Genomic DNA, 18,865 nt, shown 5'->3' with positions numbered 1-18,865 from the left:
TCCGACCCTGTTATTATGTTAATTCAACAACGAACGCCTTTAATTCAGCCATCTTGCCATCCCGAAACCGCCACACGTCGCAGTAGGCGTAGTGTACCGTTTCTGCTGCACCGTTTTTCAGGCTGATGTTACCTACTGCCGTCACAAATTCGCCTTCGGCAATGAAGTAATCGACATGAAACACCGGCGGCTCCGCGTAGGCTTCAGCCATATACTGCCTGACGGTTTCCTTGCCCCTCAGGGTCTTGTCGCCCACGAACACCCATTCCGTATCATCGGTGCAGTAAGCCAGAAAACCTTCATTATCGCCTTTTGTGATCGCCGCATTGGCTTTTTCCAGGATGGATTTATTGGTCAAATGCATCAGTGATTGTTTTTCGTTCATTCTTTTCCGTAATACGGCAGCGCTCCCACCGCTCTCTTATGCAAAGAGGGGAAGGTCTGTTAAAATAAGAATAATTATTGATTTTCATCCATTTGCATTACAAGCGCCACTTTACCCTTTCCACGCTAATAAGATTATCGTGAAGCCGGCATTACTACGTCACTTCCCGACTGTTTGCCGATGGCAGATATCAGGAGGCGGTGGTGCGGTAAGCGGCGCTAATTTCATTTATTACCGCTACGCGGAAGTATTCCACCTGCATGTGTTCACCCGGAAAATGTACCTGAACCCGGTACCACAGGATGTAATAGACCGCAATCCGGCGATCGTGCAAAACCCGGGGTACTGAGCGAAGATCGCAGCCACGGAAAGAAATTGCAGGGTATTCCTGCAACTTCTTTTCGTGGTCAATAAGAGAAAAATATTCTTTCATTTGATTTTCAATACACAGGCCGCAGATGAAACGGCGCCTGCAACATTTCTCATCGTAATCTGCAACATTTGAGCCCCCTGCCTTAAAGAAGATTTCCATAGCTTTAGCGCATTCAATCGAGACAACAATTTCCCGTTATGAAAAAACGTCTGGCGGCTCCCGCCTCTGTAGCCGGCATTATTGCCAAAATATACTAATACTGTTGCAACCAATGAGGCGGCGCCTTGTACAGGCGTAATTATCCGGCTTTGGATCGATAAACGACTGACGCCGATTTTACCTAAACCACTTCACGTTTATGAAAACCAAATTACTGACACCGTTTAAACAAAAGATCACACGCCTTTTTGTTTTCAGACATTGTATGCCCTCCGGGATACTTCCACAGCTCATGAAAAAGGCGCATGTCCTTCTCTGTTTACCTATCGTATGTATGCTGCTTCAGGGTTACGAAGCAAAAGCCCAAAATGCAGCCGGCTATGTTTGGAAGAATGTAGCTATTGGTGGCGGTGGATTCGTTTCCGCGATCATCCCGTCCCCCACCACGCAAAACCTGGTGTATGCCAGGACAGATGTGGGAGGAGCCTACCGCTGGAATGCCTCCACTTCCAGCTGGGTCCCCTTGTTAGATTGGGTCTCGGACAATGAAGTCGGCTTCCTTGGCGTCGAGTCTTTGGCCATCGATCCTCAGTTGCCCAACAGGGTCTATATGCTGGTAGGGATCTCTTATTTCAACAACGGGAAAACGGCCATTCTTCGATCTGACGATTATGGCAATACCTTTACCATTACAGATGTCAGCACACAATTCAAGGCGCATGGAAATGGAATGGGGCGGCAAACCGGAGAAAAGCTGGTAGTAGATCCACACAACAGTAACATTCTGTACTGTGGTACCCGATGGAACGGATTATTCAGAAGTACTGACGCTGGTGCAACATGGAGCAGGTTAAGCTCATTGAATGTAACCACCACGCCCAACGAAAACGGGATAAGTTTTGTGCTTTTAGACGGGAGCAGCGTTTCCGGCGGCGTTACCCAGAGGATCTTTGTGGGTGTGTCACGCAGCGGAAGTACCAACCTGTACCGAAGTGATAACGGCGGACAGTCTTTTACAGCTGTTTCCGGCGCTACCACCACCTTTATGCCACACCGGGCAGCCTTGGCTGGTAACGGCACCCTCTATCTCACTTACGGCAATGGTGCGGGGCCGCATGCCCATTGGTCGCAGCCGGAGCCCATGGATAACGGACAGATATGGAAGTACAATATCTCCACAGGCGCATGGACGAACATTACTCCTTCCGGTTTCAACAGAGCATTCGGAGGCATCAGCGTCGACCCTAACAATCCTAACCGGATCGTGGCTTCTACTATCAACACGTATATGAACCAAAATGGCGCCTGGGGCGACAGGATGTTTCTGAGTACGAACGGCGGCTCAAGCTGGGTAGACGTGGTAGACCGTGGATTTACCCTGGACCCCGACGGCATCACCTGGGTAAGCGGGCATGCCATCCATTGGGCCGGCTCTATAGCATTCGATCCCTTCAATACAGAAAGGGTCTGGGTCACTTCAGGCAATGGTATTTTTGTAAATGATAACATCAGCACCAGCGGCACATGGCGATTTGCTGTAAAAGGACTGGAGGAAACCGTTCCACTCGGCCTGGAAAGTATCCCCAATGGTCCTGTAGTATCCGTTATCGGTGACTACGACGGATTCAGACATACAACCAATGTTAATCAATACGCACCCATCCATCAACCGCAAATGGGGACCACCACCGGATTGGCAGTAGCTGCTCAAAATACCAACAAAATCGTTCGTGTTGGAAATTCCATGTACTATTCCAATGACATGGGAATATCCTGGACCCAAAATAACATGAATGGTACGCAGGGGCAGGTGGCATTATCAGCTAACGGTAATACTGTTTTACATTCCCCGAAGGAGTCTTCCGTCACCTACCGGTCAACCAATAACGGATCGTCCTGGTCTGCGGTAAGTGGTTTAAGCTTTAATGAAGCACGACCGGCAGGCGACCCTGTCAATTCCAATAAATTTTACGCTTACAATCCCGGCAATGGCGCTGTGATGGTGAGCACTAACGGCGGCTCTTCCTTTTCTCAGGCCGGCTCAGTTGCAAGCGGTGGCTCCCAAATCATCCGGCTGGCTCCCGGCATGGAAGGTCATGTGTGGATAGCTTTGAACAATGGAGGGCTGGCACGTTCCACCAACTCAGCACAATCCTTTTCGACCATCAGCAGTGTCAGCAATTGCGGAGCCGTCGGTTTTGGGGTGGCTGCTCCCGGAACAAACTACCCCGCGATTTACATTTGGGGGACCATCAACAATATCCGTGGCGTTTACCGCTCAACAGACCAGGGTGCTTCGTGGGTCCGTGTGAATGACGACACGCATGAATATGGCGGTCCGGGTAACGGACAATTCGTACAGGGAGATATGAATGTTTTCGGAAGAGTATATATGAGCACCGCAGGCAGAGGCATTGTTTATGGAGAGAGCGGCAGCGACGCCTGTACACCTTCTGCCATCACACCTTACACCCAGCTCAACGGCGGCACCTGGCAACAAACAGCCAATGCTTCTTTGGCGGCAGGCGGCAGCGTGCGATTTGGCCCTCAGCCTGTACAGGGAGGATCGTGGAACTGGAGCGGCCCCAATAATTTTAGTGCTGCAACGAGAGAAATAGCCATTTCAAACATCCATTCCAATCAGGCAGGCAGCTATATAGCCACCTATACCAATAGCGGAGGATGCCAAAGCACACAAACCTTCAGTATCACGCTGACCGGTGCAGCCAAAGTATCAGCGGCAGCCATTGTTACCGAAGATGCTATCGGCCTGTATCCCAATCCGGCCAATACAGGCAGGTTTACAGTTACGCTTCCGGATATCCCGGAGATTGTAATCGTAACCATTTGCGATAACCGGGGCAGCATACTATACGAAAAGAAAACCTACGGCAGTAAAAAGATCGAAATCGAATCGGGGCTAAAAACAGGGGTTTACCTTGTTAGGATCAGTTCAAGAGCATTTAGTCTCACGAAAAAGCTCATCATTCGTTGACGGATGCGTATGCCCAACAAGGTAGCCTCCATAAAAATCGACATCAGCCATATGGCTGATGTCCAGTTCCGAGGGATATGCAGAGATACAATTACAGCCAATAGTCCTCTTTCTATTTACTGTGCAACGGGCCAGTTATCCGTACGGAAAGGGCCGACAGGTAAACCTTCTGAAGAAAAAATATTACCGATCGCTGTGTTGGAGAAGCCATATCTTACCGATACCGGCTTCTCCACTTTATTGCTCCATACGATCAGTGCATTTTTTTCCACCTTCGCGGATGCTTCATAGAAAACTTTGTCGGCACCGGCTACGTATAGCGCCATCGGTACTTTGCCATTAATCCGGAGAGAAGTGGGAACGTTACTGAAGCGGAGCGTCACTTTATTTTTGCGGATGCTTATTTCTTTAAATGAGGGGCTTTTCCAGGTAAATCCGGTTTTACCGTAGTTCTCTCCGAGCGCCCAATTGGCAAGCCTGTTGCCTACTGTTCTTTTATCCTGCGGATGAATGTCCTTTACGTTGTCTGTCACGTCGTACACTACCACCATTCCGGTGCCGGAAAGGGTGCTGCTGCGGGTCTGCGCCTCACGAAGCAGTGCCGACTCATTTTCCTTTTCGTAGGTAAACGGCGCGATCTGAACATAATAAAAGGGTAGCTGCTTATGCCACGCATCACGCCATGACTGTATCATGCCGGTGAACAGCGGAGCATAGGTGGCCGCGGTTTTTACATTTGCTTCGCCCTGATACCAGATCACTCCCTTTATGTTAAAACTGAGCAGCGGTGCTATCATCGCATTATAGGCATAACCCGGTTGATGTGGCCACCAGGCGGCCGGGACCAACTTAGCGGCAGCTTCAGAAAGTTGTGGCTGATCCTTTACAAGATGTTCCGGCGCCCACACTTCTGCCGGTGTTCCGCCCCAGCTGGCGTTGATAAGTCCCACCGGCACTCCCAGCGACTGCTGTAGTTTCACCCCAAAAAAATACCCCACCGCGCTGAACGGCTTCAGGCTGTTGCTGTCGCACACTTCCCAGGTTCCGGGACAATTGTCCTGCGGACATACAGCCGTAGTTTTAGGGATATTAAAAAATCTGATATTATTGTTGCTGCAAACAGGCAGTTCTGCTGCTATTTGCCGGATACCATTATAGTAGCTGTATTCCATGTTTGACTGTCCGGAGCACAGCCATACTTCACCTATAAGGATATTTTTCAGTACAATCTCATTAGCGCCTTTCAACCTTATTTCATAAGGTCCTCCTGCGACCGGCGTATGCACTTTCAAAGCCCACTTTGCATCTCTGCTGGTAGTGACAGTAGCCGTTTTGTTATCCCAGCCTGTATAAACGGTAATTTTTTCGGAAGGGTTGGCCCATCCCCAGATAGTTACACTGTCGTTTTGCTGTAACACCATGTTATTACCAATGAGTGACGGCAACCTGATAGCGGCGTGGAGTACGGTAGGCAGCAGAAAAAGAAAGAGTCCGTAGAGGAAGTGTTTTTTCAACATCGCGGTTAGCATCTTATTGGTTAAATATAAAAACTATAAACGGCAAACAAGAAGGGAAATAGATATTTTTCATGCCGAGCTCAGAAAAAGTGAAAAGCCGGTCGCATTGTCAATAACCTACAAGGCCCTGAGAAGCCGGACCTCCATGATACCTGGTGTGGTCCTGCCCGAAGCGGCGACGAAAGTTACTTTTACAGTTTCCCCGGAAATCATCTGACCGGGGATATCCACTACCACGATTTGATCGTTCTTTTCACGGCCGGCCTGACTGCAGAGTTCCAGCAGTTTTTTGTTTCCGACGACAACACTGCCACAATCGTTCACATTTGTATAACGGTAACGGACATACAATTGATGTTTCCCTGCAGCAGCGGTCTGCAGCGTATAAGCAAACGATTGTTGCGCCACTCTGAAGTGCTGGTCCCCCGAAACACCTGCACTGCTGCCTCTATCCTCCAATTGATGGTCAACTTCAGGCTGTTGTTCACCGGCATACACCCGGTCAGCTATCAGGCTGTCCGGACGCGGACTTTCATCACCCTGCGGCGCAGGCGCTTTACGGTGATCTCCCTGGCCTGCATAAGGCCAGTAGAGCATATACCGGCTGTCATGTACCCGGTAAAACGGCACCAGTTTAAGCTGCCGGAAGGCTGGCCCGGAGATAAGGTTATTTGCAGTAAACTCCAGCGCCCGGCCTGTGCGCTGCAACCTGACAGGGCCGGGGCCTTCCAGTTCAAGTACAGGTGCATCCTGCAGCGGCCGCAGGGTGCCGCGGGCAATATGGCCCCAGCGGCTGGTATCCGCATGCAGCCCTGGCATATCGAGCGTATCTGTCGCAGCGGCGAGTACCACAGGTCCATACAAAAAGGATACCCAGTGACTACCGTCCGGCAGGCCTTCGGTACGTGCTTCCATAGGAAGATGGACTTTCAGTTCGTCCCCGTTTTTCCATGTGCGGCGGATAAACATATAACCCGATGCACTCATGGCCGGGATGACACGTTGTCCGTTAACAGTAACGGTCATACTGTCTTTTACCCATCCCGGCACCCGCACTGCCATCGTCATGAGCTGCGGCCTTTTTAAAGTCATCCTCAGCAAAGAGACGTCTTCCTCCGGGAACCGGGTTTCCTGAACCAGTGTCATCGATTTGCCTTCCCATTGTAATACCGAGGGGATAAACAGATTTACATAGAGCGAGTCATCCGAATGAGCATAAATCAGCGCCGTATATTTTGCATGATTTTCCAAACCGGTTCCCACGCAGCACCACATGGCATGTTGAGGGGTGGAATATACCCGGTAATGCAGGGGACGTATGGGAGTGAAATATACGAAGCCTCCGTTGGGATGCTGGGAGGAGAGGATATGATTATAAATCGTGCGCTCATAATAGTCCATAAACTTACGGTCAGGACTATGCAGAAAAAGCAGCCCGGTCAGTTTTAGCATATTGTAGCTGTTACAGGTTTCCGGACCCTCGGGGCTTTCCAACATAGCCCGGAAATTATCGGCAGCATGAAAATGTTCACGTACGCTGTTTCCTCCTATAGAAATGCTTCTGTGCGATACCACCGTGTTCCAGAAGAATGCCGAGGCATCTTCCAGTACGGTATCATGACCTGCCATCCCTGTCCGCATAAAGCCCACCACTTTGGGGATCTGAGTATTGGCATGCAATCCCGTAAGAGCATCGATATGCCTGCCGAGCGGTTCAAGCAGTTTGCGGTAGGTAAAACGCCTGGCCATATAAAGCCAGCTGGTATCGCCGGTTTGCTCCGCTACCGCAGCAAAAATTTCGTTCATTCCTCCAAATTCCGTTTGCAGCATCAGCTGCATCTGTTCATCGCCGAGGTTGGCTGTAACTTCCCTGCTCCAGCAGCAAAGCCGCAATAACATATCACGGGCCTGCGTGCTGGCAGTAAGCGTCCAGGCGTCCAACAGGCCGTTCATTGTTTTGTGCACGTTATACCAGGGCACCCATCTTTTCGTGACCGCATCGCCTTTGCCTTCCGCCAGCTCTTTCCAGACTTTTTTCCCATCCGGAATACCGCCGAGGTATCCATTACCGTTCTTCAGCTGACACTGTTCCAATTGGTCGAGCATATAATGTAGGCGGCGGAGAAAAACCTTGTTTCCGGTTGCGGCAAACATCTGCGAAAGCGCCGACAGGTAATGTCCGCCGATATGTCCATCCAGTCCCCCGCTTTCCCAGCTACCATAATTTTCCTTTTTTACAGGGATGCCAGCGTCCTTTTGAAAAGGAGCCAACAAACGGTCCGGGTCCAGGGACAGCATATATTTTTCATCTGTACGCCGGGCATCCAGGAAAGGTCCCGGCAACAGCCGGACCCGGCCCGGTGCAAACGCCTGTAATGCCCCTGGCCGGTGCTGTATAAAAATCCGTTGGGCGAACAAATACAGGTTACGGTCCCATTCAGTATTATCGTGTCCGTTAGTATCTACATTCCAGACGTGGGGCATGCCGATTTCGTCGAGGTATTGATGGGCTTTTTCACTTATCCTGAAAAGGCCATCTTTATTACCGCATCCTATCCAGAGCAGTTTCAACTTTTCCCGGGCAGCTTTCCTATCCGGAATAAATTCAACATCTGTATACATACCGCCAAACTTATTGGTGTTGGGCGCCGAAGAAAAGCCGCCTACATAGGCAAATGTTTCCAGGTGATACAAGCCTATATTTAACGACTGTCCGCCTCCCATTGACAACCCTGCCAACGCACGATGCTCACGGTCGATGATAGTGGAATAATGCGAATCGATATAAGGAATGATATCTTTCACTAAATCCTCTTCAAATGATTTTCCATAACCTTCAAATCCATCCGCCCTCCCCGATCGGCTGGACGACGCCGTATCCGTTACCGTCAACCGGGTATCGCAGTTGGGGAAAACCATTATCACCGGCTGCAATTTACCATCTGCAATAAGATTATCTACCACATTATCCGCCTGGCACCACTCCGTCCATTGCCGATAGTCGGCCCCAATACCGTGCAACAAATACAGCACAGGATATTTTCTGTCAGCAGCATAACCCGGCGGCGTATATACACTTAGTTCCCTGCGTTTGCCAAGCGTTTTTGACAGATATTGCACAACTGTCATTTTCCCGTGCGGTATATCATTACGCTGTACATTAAACCCCACGGGAGGATCAGGAAAAGTGGGTACAGTGTCCGCTTTAAATGCAGCTTTATCTGCCTGTGCCATGCACATATGACGGAGCGTCATAAATACGATCAAAATATACAAGCACCTGTTGTTCATGCTATTTTCTTATAACGTGGTTTTACAGTATTGTTTTTACGAAAATGTTGTCGGCACACAGACCCTCGCCATACGTGGAATTGAAGGGGCTTTCAGGCATCCTTTTTTCAGTCAGCCCCGCACCGATGACGACAAATAATAGTTGACAACCAAACTTACTCCGAAATATTTACCAAACATTTGGCTTAATAGGACTTTCTTTTATACAAAACCGACTATTTACTGTTTATTTTTATAGTAAAATCCTAACATTGGAAGAACGTCTATTAAATATTCCACATGATTAAAAGAGCACTAAAGCAAACATTCACACTATTGAACGTTGACCATGTAAAGCTTGACTCCGGGTGGAATTACAGCAATGTGATCAGTCCATATTTCAGGATATATTATATCGATGCAGGCGCGGGAGAAATATGGGATGCCTCGGCCAAAGTCAGGCTTGAGTCAGGCTTTCTGTATATCATACCCAGTTTCACCTTATGTAACCTGATATGCCCTGATTATCTCAGCCAATACTTCGTTCAGTTCTTTGAGGAATCATCGGATGGCATTTCGTTATTTGAAAATAACAGGGTTATTATGAAGGTAAAAGCGACTGAAATGGATATACTGAACTTCAGGCGGCTATTGGAGATAAATCCGGGGCGGGGCATTAATCGTTCTGACAACCCCAAAGTATACGAAAAAAATATTTTCTACAAAGAGTACCAGGAGCTGAATAACCGTCAAAGCCTGTCAACCTTCACGGAAACACATGGCATTCTCCTTCAGTTGGTTTCGCGGTTTCTGACACAGCAGACGTTTAAGCACAGGGATACAGGCCATGTGCCGGTTAAAATTTTAAATATCATCAGCTACATTCAGTTAAACCTGAACCGTGACTTATCAGTAACCCTTCTGGCAGAAAAAGCAAACCTGCATACGGATTATTTTTCGCGCCTTTTTCAGCGACACACCGGCGAAAGACCTGTCAAATATGTACATGAAAAAAGAATAGAGCGGGCTCAATACCTGATGCTGACAAGCCGGATGACCTTTACTGAAATTGCGGCACAAACAGGTTTTGATAATGTATTCTATTTCTCCAAAATCTTCAAAAAAATAACAGGAGTATCGCCGGGAGCATACAAAAAACAGATGAATACTATTGGATTTTAAATACAGACAGGAACAACCTTATCGACCGCCCCTGCCATGCTACAGATCCGACAGGCCGGCATGCTCGTGTGCGGGTAGGAGTTACCGTGTCTTCTTCCCCACCCGTATCTCACCTTTCCCTTTATTTAAATATATCTCGATTACCTCACCTTTCCCGTTTCTTCCAAAGGTAATCTCTCCCTCTTCTCCTTCCCTTTCCATTACCCAAAAATGGTCCTTTTCACGAGCTATCAACTCCAGTGTCCTTCTGGGAGAACGCCCCATCAGATGGCCATCTACCAGTAAGATATCTGCAAAATCGGTACTACTAAATTCATATCTCCCCGTATAAATTTTCAGCTCCTTCCTGCTAAGCCTGGCTGCCGGAACTGGCAAAACATATGGCTGTTGATAAACAATAGCAGAAATGCCTTTTGAAATAGCTGCCAGGTACGGATCATCAGAACGGTTGTTCAACAAAATAATAAAAAGGTCGTCTGAAGGTATGCGGACCATTTTAGCCCTGAAGCCAAACATGGCGCCACTATGTCCAACCACCTGCTTGTTGTATACAGAATCCATATCCCATCCGTAACCATACGTTCCTTTAAATGGCGTATAGGCGGCCTTTACCAATTCCTCCGTCACCACCAGCCCTTGTTGCCATCCCTGATGCCATTTATACAAATCTCCTACCGTGGAATACATCGCCCCCGCAGCAAAGAACTCTGAAGAATCTATAACGGGACATACCTTTTTTTCCAACACAGAAAAAACCGTATAGCCTTGCGACTTATTGGCACTTTTTAATCCCTTATAATCAAATCCGGTATTTTCCATTTTTAAGGGACTCAGTAACATTTCCCGGACTACCCTCTCATAATGCTGATGAGTCACCTTCTCAATAATATAACCTAGTAATACGTATCCGGAATTGCTGTACTTAAATCTTTCTCCCGGAGAAAACTCCAGCGGCTGCTGCTTCAGCTGCGCCAGCATATTCTCTTCATTCGTTGGGATAACGGATATCTTTTCAAAATCAGGACGGTGAGTATAATCTGGAATGCCGGAGGTATGTGTCAGCAGATTTTTAATACTAATGCTATCTCCCTTGGGAAAATCCGGGTAAAATTTACTGAGTTTATCTTCCAATCCCAGTTTTTTTTGTGCAATTAATTTTAAGATGACTGCCGCCGTGAATTCCTTTGTGATGGAACCAATCTGGAAAATGGTGTTGGCATTATTTAAGCTTTTATCTGCAAAGTCTTTCCAGCCATAGCCTTTTTCAAAAATTATTTTACCCCGGTAGGCAACCAGCGCAACACCATTGAACTTATTCAGATTAACATAAGCGGATATCAACGAGTCTATCTTCAACGGCACATTCTGCGCCTTCCCATATGGCAACAACATAAAACAAAACAGAAATGCGAATAATGTTTTCATGCTCATTAAATTTGAAGATGTCAGAATGAGTAATTTCTTTACTTTAACAAAAGTATCCGCTAACCCAACAACACAGCGATAATGTGACGAAATACCGGATTAATGTGATATTCGCCCGGAAATATCATGCAGAGACCTTTAAATCATACAATTGGTAACAGAATTTGGGGCAAAAAAACATCAAGGATTTCGTATCCTTACTTGGGAGTCACCATAGATGTTTTCGTATCTTAGTAAAAGTTGATAATCCTAAAGAGGGATTACCGCAAAGATAAGCAGTGGCCCTTTCTAAGTTAACACAATCATATACAATACATACCTAACGGCGGAGTAAGCTAAAATTTGCAATTAATTATATCCGAAATTATTTGCCGGCATTTCAGTTTATTACGCCAAATACAAGAGGATGAAATATACACAAATACAACCAGCTACGAAGTTGCGACCATACATACGATATTTCGGTTTACTGGAAAGTAGCGGCCGTTGTGATCAAATAAAGACATTTAAGATAATTGCAGACGCTAACCCTGGCCTTGTATTTCAGGAAACCACCTGTTTTACAAGTATTAATAATGAAAAGTTACCCCCACTTTATCTGCATGGTCTGACAAGTTCCAATTCGCAAAAAACAGTCAGCGATGGCTATTGTAACCTTATCGTATGTTTTCAGACCAATGCCATTAAATCAATTTTCGGAATTGATGCTAGTGAGTTAACTGATAGTTATTTTCATTTAAATGATGTTGTAAAAAATAACTTAACAGCACAGTTGCTGGAAGAGAGACGTTTAAATAAAAGAATAACTATTATCTCCGATTTCATCTCACAGTTGATTACAAAAAATAAGCATCGTGAAAATGTATACGCTTCCTATGCAGCAGCAAATTTGAATATAAACAATGACGATGGCTTATATAGAATTCAGACAGAACTTAACATTACAGAACGTTCGCTGCAAAGGATGTTTAAAACGAATATAGGCATACCTCCAAAGTTATACTTTCGTATTTGCCGCTTTCAGGCAGCGCTGGACCATATTCGTAGCCGGAAATTTACATCTTATACTAAAATAGCCCATCAGCATTCTTATGCGGATCAGGCACATTTTATCCGTGATTTTAAATCGTTTACCGGCACTACACCGAAATTGTTTTCGCAGCAGGCAAATGAACAAGTATTAAATTTTCCGGAATGGTTGTCTTAAAAATGTCGGGTTTGTTCAATTTTCTTTTTTTCCGTTAAGATAGTTTTGAGCCATCATTCAAAATCTTTCAAAATGGAAAATAATAAAATTACCGTTTTTGGTGCATCTGGCAATATCGGTTCATTGCTGATCCACCTGTTATCTAAAACCCAAATTGAAACAATAGCAGTAACCCGGAACTGCCATAATACTACTGATTTTCCCTTTGTACAATGGGTACTGGCAGATATGTCCCATAAGGAAAGTTTGTATGCGACAATGGAAAACAGTAAGGCTGTTTTTTTATTATCTGGAAATAGCCCCACAGTTGCAGAAGATCAAAAAAATGTGATTGATGTGGCAAAGGAAATGGGGATTAAGCATATTGTGAAGCTTTCTTCAGGTGCCGCCGACCTCAACTCCAGGCTTTATATACCACGTAGCCACGGACAGATCGAAAATTACTTAATCGCATCTGGAATCCATTATACGATCCTACGTCCCAATGGAATTATGCAGAATTGGTTAGGTGAAATAGCCGATGCTGTGCGTAAGGAACGGAAATTCTATGAAGCGACCGGTGATGGAAAGAGAGCACATGTGGATAGGAGGGATATTTCAGATGTGGCTTTTAAATGTCTGACAGTACCCGAAACTCACTTTGATAAAATATATCTCCTTACCAGCGATAAGGCAGTCAACTATTATGATGTTGCAACGGCCATCAGCAATGTTATTCATGAAAAAGTGATCTACTGTCCTATTTCTTTTGAACAGGCAAAGCAGGATATGGAAGAAAAGAACATGCCGGCCGCATTAATCGAAACTTTTCTGGCTTACGACTCTGAACAGCGTAATGGAGAAACTGAAATTGTTACAGACTGTGTAAGGACAATACTGGGTTGTCCACCACGAACCTTAGAAGTTTTTATAGCAGATCATGCAACATACTTCAAATAACAGATTTATCCTCAAATCTGCACAAATATTTTACACCTTCGCTGCAGCGACTTCCAACGGAACTAAAAAGGGCAGGCTTTCAGTTTCGAAAGCTTGTCCTAAGTGGTGATACCGCTTATCTTTAGTAAATGTTGATTAGTCTGTATAAAGTACGGAAAGAAATCGGGGTTATACAAAAGGAACTCAACTAAAAAACAAAACCCCGCGACTAGCGCGAGGTTTGTAAGTTGTCTGTGATCCCGCTGGGATTACAGAAGTAAGGAAAACCCTTACACAACTTTATTTATCCTTACGTTTATTCGCTGATTTTCAACATTTTATAACACCATCCGATTTTTTAAAGACCTACCTTTATAACGGTTAACAGCATTGAACTCGACTAAAAACTCGACTAAAATTTTTTGAGTATGCTGTTACCAATCAAACTTATCTGCCCAAAGGGCAAAGTGCGCAAAGATAGTACCTGTATTGTATTTATCCAATACTGCGGGGCTAAAACCGTCCTCCTGAACACGGAAATCGCCATTCCTCCTAAATACTGGAACCGGAAGTTCCACCGTATTACCTCCGACCTTCCCGCCACATACGGAACCGCTGACGCCCTAAACGGCCAGCTGGCGGCACTGCTACGGAAAGCAAACGACATTATTACCCATGCAGTGAAAAAGAAAGTACCGGATATACCCACCTTTGTAAAAAAGACCTTCCACCCTGCCTTCGACACGGCCACACTGGAAGAAAAGGCCCAACAGGCGGCAGCCCTCGACCCCAAAACTAACCTTGACCTGATTTTCCAGATAGAGGATTATATCAAATGCAAGCGGGATAAGGTTTCGGCAGGTATGCTGAACGTGTATAAGAACATGAAAGACCATATGGCAGCCTTTCAGGAACACCGGGGAGCCGCTATAACATTTGATTCCTTTGATTTCAACCTCTATGAAAGCCTTGTCGGCTACCTGACCTACGATTACGTACAGCGCCGCAGGTCGGAGGTAATAGACGGTAAAAAGGAACAGATAATAGGGCTAAAAACTTCCACCGTAGGCAAAACCATTAAACAGCTTCGTATATTCCTGCGAGATAGGATGCGCCGTAAAATCATCGCCCCTATTGATTTATCCGACTTTAAAATACTGGACGAGGACGCCGATGCGGTATACCTGTCTTGGCCCGAAATTACCCGGATTTATCAGGCAGACCTATCCGAAAGGCCCCATCTGACAAAGTACCGGGACTTGTTTGTGCTTGGCTGCCTGACGGGGCTAAGGTTTTCCGATTTTTCGTCTATTCAGCCGGAAGACGTGCGGAAAGGGTCATTATATAAGAAGCAGGAAAAATCTGACCATTGGGTTGTTGTGCCGTTGAGGGACGCGGCGGAGGAAATATTGCTTAAACGCTTTGACCGTCAGATTCCCGTAGTCAGTAACCCCGAATTTAACCGCCATATAAAAGAAGTGGCACAACTGGCGGGCATTTGCGAGTTAATAAAATTCTCCCATAAAAAGGGAAATAAAGATATAGTACAGGTAAAACCCAAACATGAGTGGATAACCTCACACACCTGCCGCCGCTCCTTCTGTACCAATGAGTTTTTGGCAGGAACACCCGTAGAGCTAATAATGAAGATCAGCGGCCATAAAAGCCTACGCGATTTTTACCGGTACATCAGGATTACGCCAGAGGAAGCAGGCCGAAAGATCAGGGAAATATGGGAAAAACGGGGCGATATGGGTATCACTGCTACAACTTTGGTAAATGTAGGATAGCTGCTAACAAAAAAGGTGTTGTTTCAAATTTATTGAAACAACACCTTTTATAGACTCAACAACCTCACTCAATCTTCAACGAGATAACAAGACTTTCCACTTCCTGTACCAAGTTTTTGCTGACTAATGCAGCGATTTGGCAAGCTTTATCCTTTTCCGCGCCACTTAAAGGCAAAATGCGGATACGTCCATTTCTTTGATGCACTTCCCGCATCTTACGATAAAATGTCGGTTCACTAAAATTACATTCACGACACATATGCGCCCTGAACATTGCACTCGCATTAAAAAACGCACTGTACAAAATTCTGAGAGGATTAGGCTCTAATTCGGATTCATTCACATAAACATATTTCATAATGTGTTATTTAGAAAGTTAAATCAATTAACCTCAGACGAATAAAAAAATCTTTGAAATAGCTTAAACTGATTTTACGCGATAGGCCGTCAAACAGACATTCCTCCTGTTTAAAGAGGATTTCTGCGTATCCATCGAAGAATTGCTCTAGGTCATCAACATCAACCTCCGATTGGTATTCTTCCATATTAACCAAATGTTCCTCCAATTCACGACACAGCAAACCGGTGAGGCGCGTCATGTTATCCCGCATTAGGGCTTCTTTTATAGAGAAGGCCGCGTTAATTGTGTTCACGAAGAACCTACAAAATAGTATGGCCTGATTCCTCTGGCGCATATCCCAACTGTCAGCCTCTGAACTGGACAAAACAATGCTAAATAGCTCCCAGCAGTACTCAGTCAGGCTTTGTTTTGTGGTGTAAAGGGTAATTTTCTCTAAATCAGATAACAGATCAGCCATTGTGATAGATTTAATACAAATCATGACAAAAACGTCTTTCTCAAACACTAATGCAAGATCAAATACAATAAAATCATAATCAATTCGTTATAAGCATATTTTATGGGAATAATCAAGTATTTTAGGGGGTAAATTATCCTGGATAAAGGCATATTTTAGCAGTAAAAAAATCTTATATTTGTTTCATGAGCATTACTACTATGAATAAAAGCATCCATGAAGGCCGGAATATCAAACGATTCCGGGAAATGTTGAATATAACCCAAGAGGCAATGGCGGCTGATCTAGGCGATGATTGGACGCAAAAGAAGATTTCCTTGCTTGAGGGGAAAGAGAAAGTAGAATCTGATATTTTAGATCAGGTGGCGAAGGTTTTAAAAGTATCCCCCGAAGCGATTAAGAATTTTAGTGAAGAAGCAGCAGTAAACATTATCTCAAATACGTTTTCGGATGAATCTGTCGCATACGCACAATACTATAAATGCACCATCAACCCTTTTGAAAAATGGGTTGATGCTATGGAGAAGAACGAGCAGCTTTATAAAGAGCTATTGAAAAGTGAGCGGGAAAAAATAGAAATGCTGGAGAAATTGCTGAATGATAAGAAGGGCGGGAAATAAGATAGTTAAAACCACACATACAAAAGCCACTGTTTTTACACAGTGGCTTTTCTGTTTTCTATCAGACGGTGAAATATCGGCAATTACACGATCACACTATTGTTTGAAACCCCCGCCGGGAGGGGGCATGGGGGGAGGGGTGGCGTTAGCCCCTCCCCCGAAAAAACAGATTTACCGATTTCTCTTCGCTCTATTCCTTAACTGGCCTGCTTCTTCCTCTTTTTCCCGTGCTTCATGTAGCATAACTGCTATACGCTGTCTTTCTTCTTCCCAGTTCAGAACGCTATCCCGGAAGGCTTGCGGCTGCGCTTGATACAAGCTATCTATCGTAGACAGAAATGGGTGCAGCTGTTTGCCGCCCTGTAGCTGCATGTAACGATATTTTATATCTCCTGCCCTATAAGCCTGTAAAATGGAGCGTGTGTTGAATAACCATACAGCCCCTAAGACAAGCAACAGGAACAGGCAAGCGGAGACAATCACCCCCGCCCTTACGTGATGATGATGCTTTATTTCTTGTATGGGCGGACGTTTCAGCAGATCATTATTTATTTCAAGATTTTGCGATAGCGTATAAACCGCCGCTGTAGGAAATTTCAGGCGCTCCGGCATTCCTGCTACATCTGCTCTTATCTGCTCTAAAGAAGCACTGACATTCTTTAACTGTTCTGTATAGTCCGGCATTTGCGGCGCCGCACTATTTATTTGCCGGATACCTTCATCAACTTTATTTAACTTGTCTACAATTGTCTGCAATAACAACTCATTCATAACTCATAGTTTAATTCATTCTTAAATAGATTTACTATTACAGGCGCAAACCACGTTTTTTTACTTGCTGCTGTTCTTGTGTAATCTGCTGCTGCATTATCTTTTGTAAGCCTGATACGGAATATTTCCGGTCAATGCTGCTGCCTTTAAAGGCATACAATCCTTTTTTAAAACTAATGCCCTGTAATTGCTGTGTATTCCCTTTGTGCTTATATTGTACGTCTATCCCTTTTTTTACCAGCTCTTTTTCCAATGCTGGCAAGGTTTTACAGCCGGGCAATACAGTTTCAATAGCCTGAAAAATCTCATAACGGGCTGTTTCTTCATGATTAAGGGCTTGCAGGTTGGTGAGGGCTATTTTCTTTTCGATGGCAGGAATAAGCTGATACTTTTGCGTAAGCTGTTGCGCGGCCTTCTTACCGCGTAATCCTATCCAGTTATCACGGATTGCCTTTCCACGGTTGTTGACCAAATTAGCGATAATATGCAGGTGCAAATGATCGGTATCGGTATGCTTTGTTATCACATACTGGGTATTAGTGATACCTAGCTTTTCGAGGTATTCCCGCCCAATCTGCGCCATTGCTTCATTCGTCAACTGTTCACCAGGATAAAAGCTAAGGATGCCATGAAAAACAGCCTTTCGCTTGTCTGGTAACTGTTGCCGGCTCATTTCAAAATCATTGCCCATATGCCGGTAGCTGTAATCTCTCACCCCTTCTGCCTCCAGTATTTCCGCCCTCTGTTCATCTGCGCAAACATAACGACAGCAGCCATAAAAAGATTTACCGGTAATTACTTTACTTATCACGTCTTAACCAGTTTAATAGGTTATCAATCTGGCTACGGTAACTTTCAAAAAGTAGCATGGCATTTAACATGCCCTCTTTGTGGGCTTGTTTCGATACCTGATTGATATTATTTGCCATCCCTATTAATTGTTTGATATATGCCCGTTCCTCGTCGTTTAAACGGGCTATAACACCTCCAAACAATGCCATCTGACGGATATAGCCAGTGTAGCGCAAACCTGCTTTAATGGCCTTTTCTTTGACGATAAAATACTCGGCTCTGGTAAACCGTATACCCGTACGAATTTCTTTCTTTACGGCTTTAGGCGGCCTGCCGCCTTTACCTTTCTTCTTTTCCTGCGTCTGTTCCATAACTACTACGTTTTAATCTTTGAGGGCTGGCAGCTTTGCTGCCCTGTCCGATCTTCCCGTACCGGCGGCATTGCCGCCGGTACTTTCTCCGCAGACGGGTAGCGAAGCTGCCCGTCATCCTCCGCTACAATCTCCGCTGCATTATCCCCCTTGCGACCAACGGGAGCGAGGGGGCGAGCGGTTTTTGCGCAGCAAAAACACCGCTCGCTAACGGAGCGAAGCCCGTTCCGAATCCGCGAACGGGATGCCGAAGGCGGCCCGTTCAATCTTCG

The 18,865-nt window shown here is 45.5% G+C and carries 16 protein-coding genes; 7 read left to right on the top strand and 9 right to left on the bottom strand.

Going from position 1 to position 18,865, the window contains the following annotated elements:
- Positions 1-13 precede the first annotated feature (13 nt).
- Positions 14-385: a nuclear transport factor 2 family protein gene (locus ICL07_RS28855; protein ID WP_246485198.1), complete on the bottom strand. Its 372-nt coding sequence runs from the start codon at positions 383-385 to the stop codon at positions 14-16.
- A gap of 139 nt (positions 386-524) precedes the next feature.
- Between ICL07_RS28855 and ICL07_RS32550 the strand changes: the two genes are divergently transcribed.
- Positions 525-734 (top strand): RagB/SusD family nutrient uptake outer membrane protein, encoded by a 210-nt coding sequence (locus ICL07_RS32550; RefSeq protein WP_188091526.1) that lies wholly within the window; start codon positions 525-527, stop codon positions 732-734.
- Positions 735-1,116: 382 nt separating this feature from the next.
- On the top strand, positions 1,117-3,912 hold the full coding sequence (locus ICL07_RS28845) for a T9SS type A sorting domain-containing protein (RefSeq protein ID WP_188091525.1): 2,796 nt from the start codon (positions 1,117-1,119) through the stop codon (positions 3,910-3,912).
- Between the two features lie 116 nt (positions 3,913-4,028).
- On the opposite strand, the gene ICL07_RS28840 is transcribed toward ICL07_RS28845, so the two are convergent.
- Both ICL07_RS28840 and ICL07_RS28835 read right to left on the bottom strand, forming a co-directional pair.
- Positions 4,029-5,441 (bottom strand): sialate O-acetylesterase, encoded by a 1,413-nt coding sequence (locus ICL07_RS28840; RefSeq protein ID WP_246485197.1) that lies wholly within the window; start codon positions 5,439-5,441, stop codon positions 4,029-4,031.
- A 105-nt stretch (positions 5,442-5,546) separates the two neighbouring features.
- Positions 5,547-8,720 carry a beta-L-arabinofuranosidase domain-containing protein gene (locus ICL07_RS28835; RefSeq protein WP_188091524.1) on the bottom strand — a complete coding sequence of 1,058 codons (3,174 nt, stop codon included), beginning with the start codon at positions 8,718-8,720 and terminating at the stop codon, positions 5,547-5,549.
- Positions 8,721-8,999: 279 nt separating this feature from the next.
- Here ICL07_RS28835 and ICL07_RS28830 point away from each other — a divergent pair, with 279 nt between their 5' ends.
- On the top strand, positions 9,000-9,881 hold the full coding sequence (locus ICL07_RS28830) for a helix-turn-helix domain-containing protein (RefSeq protein ID WP_188091523.1): 882 nt from the start codon (positions 9,000-9,002) through the stop codon (positions 9,879-9,881).
- A gap of 81 nt (positions 9,882-9,962) precedes the next feature.
- Here the strand turns inward: ICL07_RS28830 and ICL07_RS28825 are convergent, their stop codons facing one another.
- Positions 9,963-11,306, bottom strand: a complete 1,344-nt coding sequence (locus tag ICL07_RS28825; RefSeq protein ID WP_188091522.1) for a serine hydrolase domain-containing protein — start codon at positions 11,304-11,306, stop codon at positions 9,963-9,965.
- Positions 11,307-11,712: 406 nt separating this feature from the next.
- On the opposite strand from ICL07_RS28825, the gene ICL07_RS28820 reads away from it, so the two are divergent.
- The 3 genes from ICL07_RS28820 (at position 11,713) to ICL07_RS28810 (ending at position 15,221) form a co-directional block, all read left to right on the top strand.
- On the top strand, positions 11,713-12,513 hold the full coding sequence (locus ICL07_RS28820; protein ID WP_188091521.1) for a helix-turn-helix domain-containing protein: 801 nt from the start codon (positions 11,713-11,715) through the stop codon (positions 12,511-12,513).
- A gap of 72 nt (positions 12,514-12,585) precedes the next feature.
- Positions 12,586-13,452: an NmrA family NAD(P)-binding protein gene (locus ICL07_RS28815; RefSeq protein ID WP_188091520.1), complete on the top strand. Its 867-nt coding sequence runs from the start codon at positions 12,586-12,588 to the stop codon at positions 13,450-13,452.
- Positions 13,453-13,859: 407 nt separating this feature from the next.
- A complete protein-coding gene (locus tag ICL07_RS28810) occupies positions 13,860-15,221 on the top strand; it encodes a site-specific integrase (RefSeq protein ID WP_188091519.1) in 1,362 nt (453 codons plus the stop codon).
- A 64-nt stretch (positions 15,222-15,285) separates the two neighbouring features.
- On the opposite strand, the gene ICL07_RS28805 is transcribed toward ICL07_RS28810, so the two are convergent.
- Together ICL07_RS28805 and ICL07_RS28800 are read right to left on the bottom strand one after the other, a co-directional pair.
- Positions 15,286-15,579, bottom strand: a complete 294-nt coding sequence (locus ICL07_RS28805; RefSeq protein WP_188091518.1) for a hypothetical protein — start codon at positions 15,577-15,579, stop codon at positions 15,286-15,288.
- A 10-nt stretch (positions 15,580-15,589) separates the two neighbouring features.
- The gene (locus ICL07_RS28800) at positions 15,590-16,039 is read right to left on the bottom strand and encodes a hypothetical protein (protein WP_188091517.1); all 450 of its coding nucleotides are present in this window, start codon (positions 16,037-16,039) and stop codon (positions 15,590-15,592) included.
- A gap of 185 nt (positions 16,040-16,224) precedes the next feature.
- Between ICL07_RS28800 and ICL07_RS28795 the strand changes: the two genes are divergently transcribed.
- Entirely contained in the window at positions 16,225-16,659 is a 435-nt protein-coding gene (locus ICL07_RS28795; RefSeq protein WP_188091516.1) for a helix-turn-helix domain-containing protein, read from the top strand.
- Positions 16,660-16,830: 171 nt separating this feature from the next.
- Here ICL07_RS28795 and ICL07_RS28790 read toward each other — a convergent pair whose 3' ends face one another.
- From ICL07_RS28790 to ICL07_RS28780, 3 genes are read right to left on the bottom strand one after another with little or no spacing between them, the layout of a single operon-like run.
- Positions 16,831-17,430 carry a hypothetical protein gene (locus ICL07_RS28790; RefSeq protein ID WP_188091515.1) on the bottom strand — a complete coding sequence of 200 codons (600 nt, stop codon included), beginning with the start codon at positions 17,428-17,430 and terminating at the stop codon, positions 16,831-16,833.
- Positions 17,431-17,467: 37 nt separating this feature from the next.
- Entirely contained in the window at positions 17,468-18,241 is a 774-nt protein-coding gene (locus ICL07_RS28785) for a relaxase/mobilization nuclease domain-containing protein (RefSeq protein ID WP_188091514.1), read from the bottom strand.
- Positions 18,231-18,593, bottom strand: coding sequence for a plasmid mobilization protein (locus ICL07_RS28780; protein WP_078668357.1), 363 nt, complete (start codon positions 18,591-18,593; stop codon positions 18,231-18,233). Before ICL07_RS28780 ends, ICL07_RS28785 begins: the two co-directional genes overlap by 11 nt.
- Positions 18,594-18,865: the final 272 nt, after the last annotated feature.

The organism is Chitinophaga qingshengii, from assembly GCF_014529935.1.
Lineage (GTDB): Bacteria > Bacteroidota > Bacteroidia > Chitinophagales > Chitinophagaceae > Chitinophaga > Chitinophaga qingshengii.
The sequence above is the reverse complement of the archived record's forward strand: the minus strand, read 5'-3'. Positions and strand labels throughout refer to the sequence as shown.

Excerpts from the sequence above, each read along its gene's own strand:
- ICL07_RS28815 (WP_188091520.1), top strand. The coding sequence starts at position 12,586 with ATGGAAAATAATAAAATTACCGTTTTTGGTGCATCTGGCAATATCGGT.
- ICL07_RS28820 (WP_188091521.1), top strand. The coding sequence starts at position 11,713 with ATGAAATATACACAAATACAACCAGCTACGAAGTTGCGACCATACATA.
- ICL07_RS28790 (WP_188091515.1), bottom strand. The coding sequence starts at position 17,430 with ATGAATGAGTTGTTATTGCAGACAATTGTAGACAAGTTAAATAAAGTT.
- ICL07_RS28795 (WP_188091516.1), top strand. The coding sequence starts at position 16,225 with ATGAGCATTACTACTATGAATAAAAGCATCCATGAAGGCCGGAATATC.
- ICL07_RS28840 (WP_246485197.1), bottom strand. The coding sequence starts at position 5,441 with ATGCTAACCGCGATGTTGAAAAAACACTTCCTCTACGGACTCTTTCTT.
- ICL07_RS28805 (WP_188091518.1), bottom strand. The coding sequence starts at position 15,579 with ATGAAATATGTTTATGTGAATGAATCCGAATTAGAGCCTAATCCTCTC.
- ICL07_RS28835 (WP_188091524.1), bottom strand. The coding sequence starts at position 8,720 with ATGAACAACAGGTGCTTGTATATTTTGATCGTATTTATGACGCTCCGT.
- ICL07_RS28830 (WP_188091523.1), top strand. The coding sequence starts at position 9,000 with ATGATTAAAAGAGCACTAAAGCAAACATTCACACTATTGAACGTTGAC.
- ICL07_RS28800 (WP_188091517.1), bottom strand. The coding sequence starts at position 16,039 with ATGGCTGATCTGTTATCTGATTTAGAGAAAATTACCCTTTACACCACA.
- ICL07_RS28825 (WP_188091522.1), bottom strand. The coding sequence starts at position 11,306 with ATGAAAACATTATTCGCATTTCTGTTTTGTTTTATGTTGTTGCCATAT.
- ICL07_RS28845 (WP_188091525.1), top strand. The coding sequence starts at position 1,117 with ATGAAAACCAAATTACTGACACCGTTTAAACAAAAGATCACACGCCTT.
- ICL07_RS28855 (WP_246485198.1), bottom strand. The coding sequence starts at position 385 with ATGAACGAAAAACAATCACTGATGCATTTGACCAATAAATCCATCCTG.
- ICL07_RS28810 (WP_188091519.1), top strand. The coding sequence starts at position 13,860 with ATGCTGTTACCAATCAAACTTATCTGCCCAAAGGGCAAAGTGCGCAAA.
- ICL07_RS28780 (WP_078668357.1), bottom strand. The coding sequence starts at position 18,593 with ATGGAACAGACGCAGGAAAAGAAGAAAGGTAAAGGCGGCAGGCCGCCT.